Genomic DNA, 14,939 nt, shown 5'->3' with positions numbered 1-14,939 from the left:
AAAGCTTGAGGTGCGCGATGTGTAAATTGCGCGGACTGGGTGGCCGGTACAAACTGCACTCGGGCGGCGCAAGCTCTCAAGCCTGCTTCGCCAGAAGTTCATCACGCTCTTTCGACGTCAGAGGCCTGATCCTTTCGCCGCGCAGCATCAGGAACAGCTTTGCCGTCTCCTCCAGTTCCTCCGTGGCATATTGTGCTTCGCGAAGGGATTTTCCGGCGACGACCGGTCCGTGATTGGCAAGCAGTACCGCATGACTTTCACGCGCACGCTCCCGCACCGCTTCGGCCAGCGCGACATCGCCCGGCGGAAAATACGGCACCATCGGCAGCTTGCCGACCCGCATGACATAATAGGCCGTCAGCGGCGGCAGAAGATCATCCGGATCAAGCCCGTCGATGAGGCTGATGGCGACGGCATTGGTGGAATGCAAATGCACGACGGCACCGGCACCGGCCCGTTCGCAATACATGCATTGATGCAGAAACGCCTCCTTGGTCGGCTTGTCGCCATCGACATGAATACCTTCGGCGGAAAATTTCGACAGACGGGCGGGATCGAGCGCGCCGAGCGAGGCATTGGTCGGCGTCATCAACAGGTCTCCATTGGAGAGCCGCGCGCTGATATTGCCTGTCGATCCGAAGGTGAAACAGCGGTCGAACAGCGATTTCCCGACCTCGACGATTTCGTCGCGCAGGCGGGCCTCTTCCGACAGAATTGCCGTCATTTCAGCATCTCCCAAGCCTTGAGGAAGAAATCGGGGCCGCCGAAATTGCCCGATTTCAGGGCGAGCGCCATCGGCTCGCCCTCACCCAGCGTCAATGTCCATGGTACGCCCGGATCGATCTCCGGGCCAATGAACAGCGCAGCAGGCGCAAGCGCCCCCACAACGGCACCCGAGGTTTCGCCGCCGGCGACGATCAGGCGCCTAAAACCGTTTTCGCGCAGGCCGATCGCCGTCCGCGCCAGGAATTTTTCGATGATCTCGCCCGCCCTCTCCTGTCCGAGCTCCTTCTGCGCGGCAAGAACATCTGCCGGCTCCGCACTCGAATAGATCAACGGCACGTTTTCCGTTTGCGAAAGCGCCCATCGCAGCACCTCATCAACCGTCATTTTTCCTTCGGTGATCGTGACCGGATCGAGTTTCAGCGCCGGAATGCCGGCTTCGATGGCCCGCTTGATCTGCCCGCGCGTCGCCTCGGAACAGGAACCGGCGAGAATGGCGGCGCGACCGGCCGGTACCGCAAACGTTCCGGCGGTTCTGTTCGTAGGCAACAGACCCGTGCGACGAAAATTTTCGGATAAACCAATGGCAATGCCCGAGCCGCCGGTGATCAGAGGGAAATCGGCAACGGCCTCGCCGATCACACGAAGATCGGCATCGGAAATCGCATCGATGACCACGATTCGATCACCTCGCCGCTTGGCATCGGAGAATGCCTCTCGAACAGCGTCTGCACCCCGGACAACCGTATTATGCGAAACCAGCCCGACCGGCAGGACGGACTGCGCCGCCATAAGGCGCACCAGCGACGAATCCGTCATCGGCGTCAGCGGATGGTGGCGCATGGGACTATCAGACAGAAGTTGATCGCCGACGAACAGGTGCCCCTTGTAGATCGTCCGGCGATTTGCCGGAAAGGCCGGGCAGACGATGGTCAGGTCGGTACCGAGTTCTGCGACCAGCGCATCCGTTACCGGTCCGATATTGCCTTTGGTGGTGGAATCGAAGGTGGAGCAATATTTGAAGATGATCTGGCGCGCACCGGATGCCTTCAACCATACGAGCGCTTCCAGCGACATGGCGACGGCTTCCGTTGCCGGATTGGTGCGTGATTTCAGCGCCACCACGACCGCATCGACATCGCCAAGATCGAAATCGGCCGGCGGCACGCCGATTGTCTGGACCGTGCGCATGCCTTCACGCGACAGCATCAGCGCCAGATCGCTTGCTCCGGTCAGATCGTCGGCAATTGCTCCAAGCAGCATGTCATTCCCCCTTCTGGCAAAAGCCCGATTCAGGCGGTTGCCCCTTCAACGATTGAAAAGCCTGTATCGATTTTCACTGTCTCATCCGGGCGTTGGACGCCTGCGAGCAGAAGCTCGACCGCAGTCTTTCCGATGGCAAACCTGTTGGACAAAACCGTCGTCAACGGCTTGGGGAGAACCTGACCGATCTCAAGCCCGTTGAAGCCGATCAACGCCAGTTCCTCGGGCACCGCGATATTGACCGCAAGGCAATGCATGAAACCGCCGACCGCCATGTCGTCATTGGAAAAGGCAACGGCATCGATATGCACACCGCCCGACAGCAGGTTGGAGAGGGTCTTGCGCCCTTCAAGCGTCGAACTCGCCTGATCGGTCCGGCACTCGGCGACAAGCGACAAGCCCGTCTCTGCCAGCCCTTCGCACAGGCCCACATACCGCGCATGGGCACGGCGATCCGCCGTCCAGTCATGGCCGACATAGGCGATATTGCAATAACCGCGCTGAACGAGATGGTGCGCCATGGCCCGGCCGGCCTCATGATGCGACAGGCCGACAGCCAGATCGATCGGCGCATTGTCGATATCCATCAGTTCCGCGACCCGCACACGGCTGTTCTCCAGCATGCGACGCGCGCCAACGGTGTGGTCGAACCCGGTGGTAATGATGGCGGCCGGTTGCCATGCCAGAAGCGAGGCAATCAATTGATGTTCGATATCCAGATCATAATCGGTCACGCCAATCATCGGTCGGTATGGCGTAGCGCTCAAACCGGCATTGATACCGCGCAGCACTTCCGGAAAGACGATGTTCGAGAGCGACGGAAGAATGACGCCGATGATCAGCGAGGACGATGATGCAAGCGACCCTGCCGCGCGGTTCGGCACATAACCCAGCTGCTCGATGGCCGCATTCACCCGTTGCCGGGTCTCGGGCGCAATGGAGCCCTTGTCGCGGATGACACGCGACACCGTGTTCTCGCTGACACCCGCAAGCCTTGCCACATGCGCAAGCGTCACCGGCTTTGCCGTCGCATCGGGCGCTGGCGGCAAACCGGATGTGTCCGCCCAACGGCGCTCGTTCGTCATCTGTCATTCTCCACGACCATCTCAGCGCTAACATAACTTGCTTGAAACGATCAAGAGGATGTGCTTTGAAAGCTATGTTAGCGCTGAGATTGCACGGCATCGCGCTTCGGGAGGTATTCAAATGTCTCGTCAGATCACCCTCGCTGTCATCGGGCTAGGTTCCATGGGACTTGGCATGGCACGCTCGGCATTGAAGGCCGGCCATCTCGTTCGCGGCTACGACATCAATCCCGGCGTGCTGGAAACATTTCGGAATGAAGGGGGCGAGGTCGCCCCCACGCCGGCCGCTGCCGCAGCCGGTGCGGATATTGCGGTGGTCGTCGTCGTCAACGCTGCCCAGACACAGGCGGTGCTGTTTGGCGAGGCGGGCATTGTCACCGCAATGCGACCGGGATCGGTGGTGGTTTCCTGCGCAACCATCTCGCCTGCCGAAGCAAAGTCCTTCGCAGAGCGGACTGAGGCCGCAGGCCTGCTTTATCTCGACGGCCCGATCAGCGGCGGATCGAAAAAGGCCAATTCGGGCGAACTCACCTTCATGGCGTCCGGATCAACGGAGGCCTTCGAGGCGGCGCGGCCGGCACTCGATGCCATGGCCGGCACCGTTTATCAGCTCGGCGAGCAGGCAGGCATAGGATCGTCTTTCAAGATCGTCAACCAGTTGCTCGCCGGCGTGCATATCGCGGCCGCCTGCGAGGCTATTACCTTTGCCAAGAGCCTGGACCTCGACATTTCCCGGGTCTTCGATGTCATCACCAAATCGGCCGGCAATAGCTGGATGTTCGAAAACCGCGTGCCGCACGTGCTGGAAGGCGATTACACGCCGCACAGCGCCGTCTCCATCTTTACCAAGGACCTCGGCATCGTCTCCGATATTGGCCGCGCGCAAAAATTCCCCTTGCCGATCACGGCGGCGGCACTCCAGCTTTTCATCATGACGGAGGCAGCCGGCATGGGGCGCGACGATGACAGTTCCGTCGCCCGCCTTCTGGCGCAGATCGCCGGGCTGCAATTGCCCGGCATGCCGGACAAGGTGTGACCCCATGCCAAAATTTGCCGCCAACCTGTCTATGATGTTTACCGAACGGCCATTTCTGGAGCGTTTTGCGGCAGCTGCGGCCGCCGGTTTTACCGCCGTGGAATATCTGTTTCCCTATGACCATCCTGCAAAAACTGTTGCGGACGCACTTCGTTCAGCGGGATTGAAGCAGGCACTTTTCAACATGCCACCGGGCGATTGGGCGGCCGGAGATCGCGGGCTTGCCAGTCTCCCCGACCGACGGGAAGAATTCGAAACAGCACTCGTCACCGCCATTTCCTACGCGAAAACGATCGAGACACCGCTTCTGCACATGATGGCGGGTATCGCACCTTGCGACGATCCGGCGGCCATTGCCTGTTATCGCGAGAACCTGAAAAAGGCGGCCGATGTGACGGCGGAGGCCGGTATCGGCCTTGTCATCGAACCCATCAACAAACGCGATATGCCGGGCTATTTCCTGAACGATTTCGACCGCGCTTTCGATCTTGTCCTCGATCTCGACAGGCCCAATCTCAACCTGCAATTCGATGTCTATCACCGCCAGATCCTGCATGGTGACGTCATTACGGCTCTGAGAAAGATGGCGCCGCGCATCGGCCATATCCAGATTGCGTCCGTTCCGAACCGCCACGAACCGCTGACGGGTGAGCTGGATGATCGGCGGATCTTTCAGGAGATCGATGCCATCGGATATCGCGGCTATGTCGGTTGCGAATATCGTCCGGCTGCAAAAACCGAGGAAGGTCTAGGCTGGATGGCGGCGATCTGAGACAGGCCGCGCCGGATCCGGGCGATGAGGACGGCGGGTCTTGACCATGCGCGCCCCTGCCCTACTAAATGCATGCAGCAATTGCAGCCTCACAGGGTGAACTTATGGCTTCGCCAAAAATGCGCGCCGACCACTCTCCGGAAACATTCGTCTTTTCGCTGCAGCTGCATTCCATGCGCGGACTGGGCGGTCTCGACGCACAACTGGCTGCGGCTTGCGTTGCCGGATTTCAGGCGGTTGAAGCACTGGAACGCCATCTGGCTTTTCCGTCAGATCTTCAGGCAAGCCTTGCCCGCTTCGAGCTCTCCTGTCCCTCCATCCACATCACCATGCCGACATTGCTGCAAGGGCCTGAGGCCATCATCGATGGCTGCCTTGAGGCCTCTATTCCCAGCGTGTTCGTGAACCCGATGCCGCTGGATGATCCGTTCGACCCCAGGGACTGGAGCAAGGCCGGCGAAAAACTGGCGCAGCTTGCAGAGGCCTTCGGTGAGCGCGGTATCCTGCTGGGTTATCATAACGGTGTACATGGTTTTGATCCGCTGAAAACAGGCCGATGCGGGATCGAGGACCTGTTTCGCGCAGCCGCAGGCAGCGCGTTGAAATGGCAGGCCGACATCGGATGGATCAGACGCGCGCGCGGCAATCCGGCCGAGTGGTTGAAGCGTCTGCAGGCCTATCTCATATCCGCCCATGTCAAGGATGTCGGCGCCGACTATGATGTCGAGGAAGGATGGCAGGACGTGGGGGCCGGACTGTTGATATGGCCGATCCTTCTCAAGACGGCGGTCCAGTTCGGCGCCCGCTCCTTTGTCGTCGAGCACGACAACCCGCCCGATCCGGCGGAATTTGCCAGGCGCAGCTTTGCCTATCTCAGCCGTTACAATGGCAGCGCAGGGCTCCTCGGCGCCACCTGACGGATCAGAGAGGTTCGGAAGAATTATCGCGGGACCGCCAAACGCGTTTCAAGAATATGCTCCAGATCCTTCAGCGCCGCTGCTGCCGTTGCCAGTGGTTCCTTTCCGGCGCCGATGGCGATCGTTTCACCCATGGCGTCTGTGACGATGCGGATCGCCTTGTCCTTGCCGCGAATATTGGCGAATGGATCGGCGAGCGGATAGGTACGAATTCCGACCTCGGCCCGAAATGTATCGTCCACATGTGAAAGACTGCCGACGAGTTTTGGCACGAGGCCCTGCCCGCGCCAGAACGCGATCCGTTCGGCGGTGACCGACTGGATACCCTCGACACGCAGATCATCCATATCCAGGTCAGCGCCGAGGCCGAAATTGGCGAGGATGAGAAGCTTGCAGGCGGTATCCCACCCTTCCGTATCATTGCGCGGATCGGCCTCGGCAAAACCGCCGGCCTGCGCCTCGCGCAACGCTTCATCAAAGCCGATGCCGCGCGTGATCATCGCATCGAGCAGGTAATTGGTGGTGGCGTTCAAAATGCCCTCGACCGACAGCACCTCGCACCCTTTGAGGCTATGCTGGACAAGATCGACAGTCGGCAATGCGGCGGCCGCAGCGCCGCTCAGTTTCAAGAGCGCGCCCGATCCTTGCGCAAGCCGGCGAAGCTCTCGCCCGCTGTGCACGAGTGCGCCTTTCGAGATGACCACCGTATCGCGCCCCACGGATAGGGCCGAACGAAGATAGGCAAGCCCCGGTCCACCACTACGGAAATCAGTGGGCCCAGCCTCGATCAGGACATCGGCGCGGCTTTCGTCGATGAAGGCAGGGCCGGATAGCCCCTCCTGAAGCGTGGTCAGCTGCTCTTCCTCAAGTCCGTCCGTGCTTGCAAGACCCGACCGAGATCCGCAGACCGCAACCAGCCGGACATCCGCGTTATAGACTTGGCGGTAGCGTGCGCGTCGGGAAAGAAGCAGGCGGGCCGTCGCCCGCCCCACGCCGCCAAAACCGGCAATGGCAATCCTGAATGTTTTCATTCCACCACCATCCTATGAAAGTGCACCAACGTCCACGCAAAGTATCTATTGAGCTTCGTCGCCACGCCAACCCAAGGCGGCGACACCTTGTGCGCAATATTGACCTCGTTGTTCTGCGTGATCTGCTGGATTTGGTCGGTACTCAGCGGCATCACCATTATTGACATCTGACATGTTAGTTTGCTACCACTAAGATCTCAGTGGAGGAGACACTCATGACGCGCTTCGGTCTTTCCGTCGCTTTGACCACCCCTTTTGACGAGAATGGTGACATTTTGCTCGACATGATGATCGCGCAGGTGAAACGCAGCCTTGCCGGCGGCTGCAACAGCTGCACGCTTTTCGGCACGACCGGTGAAGGCTCGTCGATCGGCATGAGCGAGCGCGAAAAAGTTCTCGCCGCCGTCCTGGAGAGTGGCGTGACGCCCGACCGGATTGTGGTCGGCGTGCTGGTGGATTCGGCCGAGGACGCGGCAGCTCAGGCCGGCCATGCACTCGATCTCGGCGTGCGCAATATCCTGCTCGCCCCACCGTCCTATTTCAAGAATGTCAGCGATGAAGGCCTGTTCCGCTGGTTTTCCCGGGTGTTCTCGCTGCTCGGCGCCAAGGCACGCGACATTCTCGTCTATAACATTCCGTCCGTCACCATGGTGACGCTGAGCGTGCCGCTGGTTGCCCGCTTGCGAAAAGCGTTTCCGGGCATCGTTACCGGCGTCAAGGATTCGGGCGGCGACTGGGATCACACGCAGGCACTTTTGAAAGATCACTCCGACCTGATCATCCTGATCGGCGATGAACGGCATCTGGCGCAGGGCGTGCGTATGGGCGGTCAGGGTGCGATTTCGGGCGTCGCCAATTTTGCGCCGCAGGAAGTGGGCGCCATGGCCAATGAAGGCCGTGACGATCCCCGCGTTGTGGAGCTTGTGGTCGAACTTCTGAAACATCCTGTCACCCCCGCCGTCAAGGCAATGCTGGCGCGCGAGTTGGGCGACCCGAAATGGCTTGCGGTTCGCGCGCCGCTGCTTTCCATATCAACGGAGACACAGAATCAGCTCGGCATGGTTTTCGACAGGCTTTTCCGCAGCAAGGCGGCCTGAGCAAACATAAGGACCACCGGAACAAAAATGGCAATCCAGCATCAAGACCAGCAGGTGGAAGAACCCACGCTTCGGGAAAAGGCTTATGAAAGCTTTACCCGGCACCTGCTGGCGCGTGATGTTCGGCCCGGCCAGTTCGTGTCGCAACGCCGTCTGGTCGAACTGACCGGCCTGCCGCTCGGCGCCATTCGCGAACTGATCCCGCGGCTGGAGGCCGAGGGCTTGATCAAGACGGTGCCGCAGCGCGGATTGCAGATCGCCCATATCGACCTGCACCTGATCCGCGAAGCATTTCAGCTGCGCCTGTTTCTGGAAAAGGAAGCCGTTGCGCTCTTCGTGCATTCTGCATCCGATGAGTTGATCGGCAGGATGATCGCCAAACACCGCGAGCTTGCCGCAGCCGTTGCCGCCGGCAACGAAACGCCGGAACTGGAGGCGGAAGCACAGGCGGTGGACTGGGGCATGCATGACGCCTTTATCGATGCGCTCGGCAACCGCATCATTTCCAATGTCTACCGCGTCAATTCGATCAAGATGCGGTTGATCAACCAGGAGCGTTTTCGCATCAATGGCCGCGTCGCCTCGGTCATGGGCGAGCACATGACTGTTCTGGACGCCATAGAGCGCCGATCCGCCGAAGATGCGGTCGCAGCACTCGTCAAGCATATCGGACATGCGAGGGACCGCGCCCTCAGGATTTAGAACAAGCAGAATTTCAACGTTCATGAGCCGAGATGAGGAGATCCCGGTAAACCTTGGAGGAGGACATCATGACATCAACATTCTGGACCCCGACCCGCCGCAATTTTCTGGCAGGCTCCGCCGCACTCGGTGCCGCAGGCCTTGTCGGCGCCCGCCCTGCATCTGCTGCCGTCGACTGGAAAAAGTTTGCCGGTACGACGCTGGAAGTGAACCTCGTCAAAAGCCCGCGTGGCGAAATTCTCCTGAAATACATGAAGGATTTCGAGGCGCTGACCGGCATCAAGGTCAATGCCGAAGCCACGCCCGAACAGCAGCAACGCCAGAAAACGACGATCGAACTGTCGTCCGGCCGCCCCAGCTTCGACGTCGTGCACCTGAGCTACCACGTGCAGAAACGCCAGTATGAAAAGGGCAAATGGCTCGCCGATCTCACCGAGTTCTTCAAGGATCCGAGCCTTACCGATCCATCCATGGTGGAAGGCGATTTCGCCGAGGCCGGCCTGAAATTTGCGAAAGATGCCGATGGCACCCTGCGCTCCCTGCCCTTCTCCGTCGATTACTGGATCGTCTACTGGAACAAGGAACTGTTCGACGCCAAGGGCCTGAAATATCCGCAGAGTTTCGAGGAAATGGTCTCCACGGCCGAAGCCCTCACCGACAAGTCCACCAACACATTCGGTTTCGTTGCGCGCGGCCTGAAAAATGCCAATACGCCGGTCTGGACCTCGCTGATGCTGGGATATGGCGCCACCCCGATTACCGATGGCAAGGTCACCAGTGACTCGAAGGAAGCCGTCGAAGCCGCAAAAATGTATCAGACGCTGATGACCAAGGCGGCCCCGGTCGGCGTCTCCGGCTTCAACTGGGCCGAAGCACAGTCCGCCTTCCTGCAGGGCAAGGTCGGCATGTGGTTCGATGGGGTCGGTTTCGCGCCGCCGATCGAAAACCCGGAAAAATCCCGTGTCGTCGGCAAGACCGGTTACAGCGTCATCCCCAAGGGCCCTGCCGCACAGGCCGCCGGCACATTCGGCGATGGTCTGGGCGTTACGGCCGCCAGCACCAAGAAGGAAGCCGCCTATCTGTTCTGCCAATGGGCGATCTCCCATGAAATGGGTGCGCACCTTCTGCAGGCCGGTGCCGGCGTGCCGTATCGTCAGTCGATCCTCGATGATGCCAAGGTGCGCGAAGGCGTTACCATGCCGGGCGAATGGGTGGATGCCGTCGTTGCTTCCGGCAAGGTTTCGCAGCTGGCGCTGCCGGTCATCATCCCGGTCACCGAGTTCCGCGACATCTACGGCGTGGCGCTCACCAACATGATCGGCGGCGCGGATCCGGCTGCCGAGCTCAAGAAAGCGGGCGACCAGTTCGCACCGGTTCTGGCACGCAGCGAGGGATAATGGCTTCCGTGACCGTTGATACGACCGCGGCAGACGCCGTGACAGCAAAAGGGGGCAAGCCGCCAGGGCTTTCCCCCAATTACTGGCCCTTCGTCGCGCCCGCCCTGGTGGTGATCGGCGCAGTCATTGTTTTCCCCTGGGTGTTCACCCTCTGGATGAGCGTCAATTCCTGGACGCTTGGACAGGACCAGACGTTTATAGGGCTGGACAATTACATCCGGCTCGCCGGCGACATGCGGTTCTGGGAGAGCATGTGGCACACGGCGATCTACACCGTGCTCTCGGTGGTCGCACCACTGTTCCTTGGAACGCTTGCCGCTCTCGTGTTCGACGGTCAGTTTCCGCTGCGCGGCTTTTTGCGCGGCGTCTTCGTCATGCCGATGATGGCGACCCCGGTCGCCATCGCGCTGGTCTGGACGATGATGTTTCACCCGCAGCTCGGCGTGCTGAATTATCTCCTGTCGCTGGTCGGCATCGGCGCGCAGGAATGGATTTATAACCAGTCGACGGTCATCCCCTCGCTGGTTCTGGTCGAGACATGGCAATGGACACCGCTGATCATGCTGATCGTGCTCGGTGGTCTCGCCGCCGTCCCGCGCGAACCTTACGAGAGTGCGGAAATCGACGGCGCCAATGCCTGGCAGAAATTCCGCTATCTGACGCTGCCGATGATCGCGCCTTTCCTGATGATCGCCGTCATCATCCGCTCCATCGATGCCGTCAAAAGCTTCGACATCATCTACGCGATGACACAAGGTGGCCCCGGCACGGCCTCGGAAACCATCAACATCTACCTCTACAACACCGCGTTTGCCTATTACGACATCGGGTACGGATCGGCCATGGCCGTCGTCTTCTTCGTCGTCATCGTGGCGCTGTCCTTCGTGCTGATGATGGTCCGCGCCCGCACCAACTGGTCCGACATGGAGGACCGCTGATGATCCCCCGCATGACCCATCGTATGCTCAATCGGATCGGCCTGTTTTTCGCGGCCTTCGTGATGGTCTCGCCGGTCATCCTGTTCTTCATCTGGATGATCTCGCTGTCCCTGAAATTCGAGATCGACAACGGCGCTTATCCGCCGATCCTGATCCCCGAACGGGTGGCGTGGTCGAACTATGCAAAAGTGTTCGAGGAGAACAATTTTCTTCTCTATTTCTGGAATTCGATCCTTGTCACAGGTGCAGCCACCTTCCTCGCCCTCGTCATCGGCGTACCCGCCGGTTACGGAATCGCACGGCTGAAGGCGGAACGGGCCGCCATGGTCATCATGATCGCGCGCATGACGCCCGGCCTTTCTTTCCTGATCCCGCTGTTCCTGCTGTTTCAATGGCTGAACCTGCTCGGCACGTTGTGGCCGCAGATCATCATCCATCTCGTCGTCACCGTGCCGATCGTCGTGTGGATCATGATCGGTTATTTCGAGACAACACCGAAGGAACTGGAGGAAGCCGCCAGCATAGACGGCGCCACCACCTGGCAGATTTTTCGCCTCGTGGCACTGCCGATCGCCAAACCCGGCATCGTCGTGTCCTTCATTCTGGCCGTGATCTTTTCGTGGAACAATTTTGTCTTCGGCATCGTGCTCGCCAGCCGCGAAACCCGCACGCTGCCGGTCGCCGTCTACAACATGCTGTCCTTCGAACAGGTCAGCTGGGGGCCACTTGCCGCCGCAGCCTTGATCGTCACCCTGCCGGTTCTGGTGCTGACCATGTTCGCCCAGAAGCAGATCGTCGCAGGCCTCACCGCCGGGGCAGTCAAGGGCGGCTGAGATTGTCCTCAAAATACTTCGCCCCCGCTTCCGGCAGAAAGCGAGGGCGAAAATGACAGTTAGACTTGGCCCGGCTTAATAATGAACCGAACGGCTGTCGATCGGCGTCGTTTTCGGCGGCGCAAACTTCGTCAGGTTGATGCCTTCGACCGCAGAGCGATACTCTTCGATGTTCGGCGTGCGGCCGAGGATCGCGGAGAGAACCACCAGAGGCGTGGAAGCCAGCAGCGACTCGCCCTTCTTCTCGGCAGTGTCTTCCACCACGCGCCCCTGGAACAGGCGGGTCGAGGTGGCGAGAACGGTATCGCCCTTCTCCGCCTTTTCCTGGTTGCCCATGCACAGGTTGCAGCCCGGACGCTCGAGATAGAGAATGTTCTCATACTCGGTGCGGTTGGACGTCTTCGGCTTCAGGTCATCGAATTCAAAGCCCGAATATTTCTGGAGGATTTCCCAGTCGCCTTCGGCCTTCAGCTCATCGATGATGTTGTAGGTCGGAGCTGCGACGACGAGCGGTGCCTTGAACTCGACCTTGCCCTCGGCCTTTTCGATGTTCTTCAGCATCTGGGCAACGATCTTCATGTCGCCCTTGTGCACCATGCAGGAGCCGACAAAACCGAGGTCGACCTTCTTGGTGCCGCCGTAATAGGAAACCGGGCGGATCGTGTCGTGGGTGTAACGACGCGAAACGTCGGCATTGTTGACGTCCGGGTCAGCGATCATCGGCTCGTCGATCAGGTCGAGGTCGACAACGACTTCAGCGAAATATTTCGCATTGGCGTCCGGGGTCAGCGCCGGCTTTTCGCCCGAGCGGATCTCGGCAATGCGGCGGTCCGCCTTGTCGATCAGGCCCTGCAGCGTCTTGGCAGCATTGTCCATGCCCTTGTCGATCATGATCTGCATGCGCGACTTGGCAATTTCCAGGCTCTCGATCAGCGTCTCGTCTTCAGAGATGCAGATCGATGCCTTGGCCTTCATTTCGGCCGTCCAGTCGGTGAAGGTGAAGGCCTGGTCGGCGAGCAAAGTGCCGATATGCACTTCGATGATACGGCCCTGGAAAACGTTGTCGCCGTGCTGCTTGAGCATCTGCGCCTGGGTGGCGTGAACGACGTCGCGGAAGTCCATATAGGGCTGCATCGTGCCCTTGAACGTGACCTTGACCGACTGCGGGATCGGCATGGTCGCTTCGCCGGTGGCAAGAGCCAGCGCGACGGTGCCTGAGTCAGCACCGAAGGCAACGCCCTTCGACATGCGCGTATGGCTATCGCCGCCGATGATGATGTCCCAATCGTCGACGGTGATGTCGTTCAGCACCTTGTGAATGACGTCCGTCATCGAATGGTAGACGCCCTTCGGGTCACGCGCGGTGATGACGCCAAAGTTGTTCATGAAGGACATCAGCTTGGGGATGTTGGCCTGAGCCTTCTTGTCCCAAACGGAAGCCGTGTGGCAACCGGACTGATAGGCGCCATCGACCAGCGGCGAAATGACGGTAGCCGCCATCGCTTCCAGTTCCTGCGCGGTCATGAGGCCCGTCGTATCCTGCGAGCCGACGATGTTGACCTTGACGCGAACGTCGGAGCCGGCATGCAGGACCTTGCCCGGTGTGACGCCGACTGCATTGCGGTTGAAGATCTTCTCGACCGCCGTCAGGCCCTGGCCTTCGATGGCGATTTCCTTGTTCGGAGCAAAGACAGGCGTCGCTTCGACACCCAGCGTCTGGGCGGCAAAAGTCTGCAGTTTCTTGCCGAACACGATGGCGTAGGACGAGCCGGCCTTCATGAACTCCATTTTCTGGGGCGTAAAGGCGCTGGCGACATCAACAAGTTCCTTGCCGCTCTCGTCCGTGAGCTTCTTGTTCTTGGCGTCGATCTTCAGGACCGTGCCGGTCTCGACCGAATATTTCTGCTCGAGGATCGGGTTGCCGTCATTGTTGAGGATCGGCTTGCCGTCTTCACCGAGCTTCTTGACCCAGTTCTTCAGGTTGATGCCGATGCCACCGGTCACATCGACAGTGGTCGCGAAGATCGGTGAAATGCCGTTGGTGCCGGCAACGACCGGCGCGAAGTTGACGAAAGGCACGTAGGGGCTGGCCTGTTTGCCGGCCCAGAGCGCGACGTTGTTGACGCCGGACATGCGCGAAGAGCCGACGCCCATCGTGCCCTTTTCGGCGATCATCATGACGCGCTTGTCAGGATGCTGCTGCTGAAGCGCGACGATTTCCGCCTGCGCTTCCGGCGTGATCATACACTGGCCGTGCAGCTGGCGGTCGGAACGCGAATGCGCCTGGTTGCCCGGCGACAGGAGGTCAGTCGAGATATCGCCTTCGGCGGCGATGAAGGTTACGACCTTGATCTCGTCTTCGACGTCCGGCAGCTTGGTGAAAAATTCTGCCTTGGAATAGCTCTCGAGCACACCCTTGGCGACGGCATTGCCGGCCTTGTAGGCATCACGCAGACGGAACATGTCGGCGTCGTAAAGGAAGACCTGAGTCTTCAGGACTTCACCGGCTTCCCTGGCGATCGCTGCGTCATCGCCCAGCGCGACGTCGAGCAGTACTTCAACCGAGGGGCCACCCTTCATATGCGACAGGAGTTCCAGCGCAAAAGTGGGCGTGATTTCCGGAACGATGGTTTCGCCGAGAATGATCTTCTTGAGGAACGCAGCCTTGACGCCAGCAGCGCTGGTGGTGCCCGGAAGTGTGTTATAAATGAAGAACTTGAGGGCATCTGCCCGGTACTCGCTACCGGCATCCTCAATCAGCGTGATGATCTCGGCCGTCAGAGCGCCATCATCGATCGGCTTGGGAGCAAGCCCTTGAGTTTCTCTGCTTTTGATCTCAGCCAGGTATTCCAAGTACAGGTTCATTGCAGTCCCAACATCATGAGTTTCATGGTGCTGAAACGCAGCACCACCAACGGCACCATTAATCGGCCTGGGGCCTTCGCGATCTGGAGTACGTCAAGCCGGGCCGTGTGACAAGATACCGCACAGCAGTAAAAAACTGGTGTTGTTTTTTCAGGTTTTGAGGCATGGCTGCTCCTGCAGCCATGCCTCAGACTGCTGACAAACCCCGTCATTTTTTGGCGGGGTTTTGTTTTATGCGAACCACCGGGTTTGCCGGCCGCGTTCGAATGAGGCAATGAAG

General features: G+C 59.7%; 14 protein-coding genes. 8 read left to right on the top strand and 6 right to left on the bottom strand.

Translation table 11 applies throughout. The features are described 5' to 3' along the window. Positions 1–76 precede the first annotated feature (76 nt). Genes otnC through J2T09_RS27060 form a run of 3 tightly spaced genes read right to left on the bottom strand, consistent with a single transcriptional unit; the run spans position 77 to position 3,071 of the window. On the bottom strand, positions 77–724 hold the full coding sequence (gene otnC / locus J2T09_RS27070) for a 3-oxo-tetronate 4-phosphate decarboxylase (protein WP_306840193.1): 648 nt from the start codon (positions 722–724) through the stop codon (positions 77–79). Continuing rightward, positions 721–1,986, bottom strand: coding sequence for a 3-oxo-tetronate kinase (otnK, locus tag J2T09_RS27065; protein ID WP_306840192.1), 1,266 nt, complete (start codon positions 1,984–1,986; stop codon positions 721–723). Before otnK ends, otnC begins: the two co-directional genes overlap by 4 nt. 29 nt (positions 1,987–2,015) lie before the next feature. Further along, positions 2,016–3,071, bottom strand: a complete 1,056-nt coding sequence (locus J2T09_RS27060; RefSeq protein ID WP_306840191.1) for a LacI family DNA-binding transcriptional regulator — start codon at positions 3,069–3,071, stop codon at positions 2,016–2,018. A gap of 88 nt (positions 3,072–3,159) precedes the next feature. Here J2T09_RS27060 and ltnD point away from each other — a divergent pair, with 88 nt between their 5' ends. The 3 genes from ltnD (at position 3,160) to J2T09_RS27045 (ending at position 5,796) form a co-directional block, all read left to right on the top strand. After that, entirely contained in the window at positions 3,160–4,107 is a 948-nt protein-coding gene (ltnD, locus tag J2T09_RS27055) for an L-threonate dehydrogenase (protein ID WP_373458665.1), read from the top strand. 4 nt (positions 4,108–4,111) lie between these two features. After that, positions 4,112–4,879 (top strand): 2-oxo-tetronate isomerase, encoded by a 768-nt coding sequence (gene otnI / locus J2T09_RS27050; RefSeq protein WP_306840189.1) that lies wholly within the window; start codon positions 4,112–4,114, stop codon positions 4,877–4,879. A 104-nt stretch (positions 4,880–4,983) separates the two neighbouring features. Next, positions 4,984–5,796 carry a sugar phosphate isomerase/epimerase family protein gene (locus J2T09_RS27045; protein ID WP_306840188.1) on the top strand — a complete coding sequence of 271 codons (813 nt, stop codon included), beginning with the start codon at positions 4,984–4,986 and terminating at the stop codon, positions 5,794–5,796. 23 nt (positions 5,797–5,819) lie between these two features. On the opposite strand, the gene J2T09_RS27040 is transcribed toward J2T09_RS27045, so the two are convergent. Further along, positions 5,820–6,827: a homoserine dehydrogenase gene (locus J2T09_RS27040; RefSeq protein WP_306840187.1), complete on the bottom strand. Its 1,008-nt coding sequence runs from the start codon at positions 6,825–6,827 to the stop codon at positions 5,820–5,822. Positions 6,828–7,042: 215 nt separating this feature from the next. Here J2T09_RS27040 and J2T09_RS27035 point away from each other — a divergent pair, with 215 nt between their 5' ends. The 5 genes from J2T09_RS27035 (at position 7,043) to J2T09_RS27015 (ending at position 11,794) form a co-directional block, all read left to right on the top strand. Continuing rightward, a complete protein-coding gene (locus J2T09_RS27035; RefSeq protein WP_306840186.1) occupies positions 7,043–7,924 on the top strand; it encodes a dihydrodipicolinate synthase family protein in 882 nt (293 codons plus the stop codon). Between the two features lie 27 nt (positions 7,925–7,951). Continuing rightward, the gene (locus tag J2T09_RS27030; RefSeq protein WP_306840185.1) at positions 7,952–8,626 is read left to right on the top strand and encodes a GntR family transcriptional regulator; all 675 of its coding nucleotides are present in this window, start codon (positions 7,952–7,954) and stop codon (positions 8,624–8,626) included. Between the two features lie 68 nt (positions 8,627–8,694). Then, positions 8,695–10,023: an ABC transporter substrate-binding protein gene (locus J2T09_RS27025; protein WP_306840184.1), complete on the top strand. Its 1,329-nt coding sequence runs from the start codon at positions 8,695–8,697 to the stop codon at positions 10,021–10,023. Beyond that, positions 10,023–10,961, top strand: a complete 939-nt coding sequence (locus tag J2T09_RS27020) for a carbohydrate ABC transporter permease (RefSeq protein ID WP_306840183.1) — start codon at positions 10,023–10,025, stop codon at positions 10,959–10,961. The genes J2T09_RS27025 and J2T09_RS27020 overlap by 1 nt, the downstream gene beginning before the upstream one ends. 11 nt (positions 10,962–10,972) lie before the next feature. After that, the gene (locus J2T09_RS27015) at positions 10,973–11,794 is read left to right on the top strand and encodes a carbohydrate ABC transporter permease (RefSeq protein WP_306840182.1); all 822 of its coding nucleotides are present in this window, start codon (positions 10,973–10,975) and stop codon (positions 11,792–11,794) included. A gap of 75 nt (positions 11,795–11,869) precedes the next feature. Here the strand turns inward: J2T09_RS27015 and J2T09_RS27010 are convergent, their stop codons facing one another. Together J2T09_RS27010 and J2T09_RS27005 are read right to left on the bottom strand one after the other, a co-directional pair. Next, entirely contained in the window at positions 11,870–14,659 is a 2,790-nt protein-coding gene (locus J2T09_RS27010; RefSeq protein WP_306840181.1) for a bifunctional aconitate hydratase 2/2-methylisocitrate dehydratase, read from the bottom strand. After that, the coding region (locus tag J2T09_RS27005) for a hypothetical protein (protein WP_306840179.1) at positions 14,656–14,939 on the bottom strand (284 nt) is incomplete at its 5' end. The genes J2T09_RS27005 and J2T09_RS27010, both read right to left, overlap by 4 nt.

The sequence above is a fragment of the Neorhizobium huautlense genome (assembly GCF_030811685.1).
In the GTDB taxonomy this organism is placed as follows: Bacteria; Pseudomonadota; Alphaproteobacteria; order Rhizobiales; family Rhizobiaceae; genus Neorhizobium; species Neorhizobium huautlense_A.
Note: the sequence above shows the minus strand (reverse complement) of the source record. Positions and strands in the feature narration are given on the sequence as shown.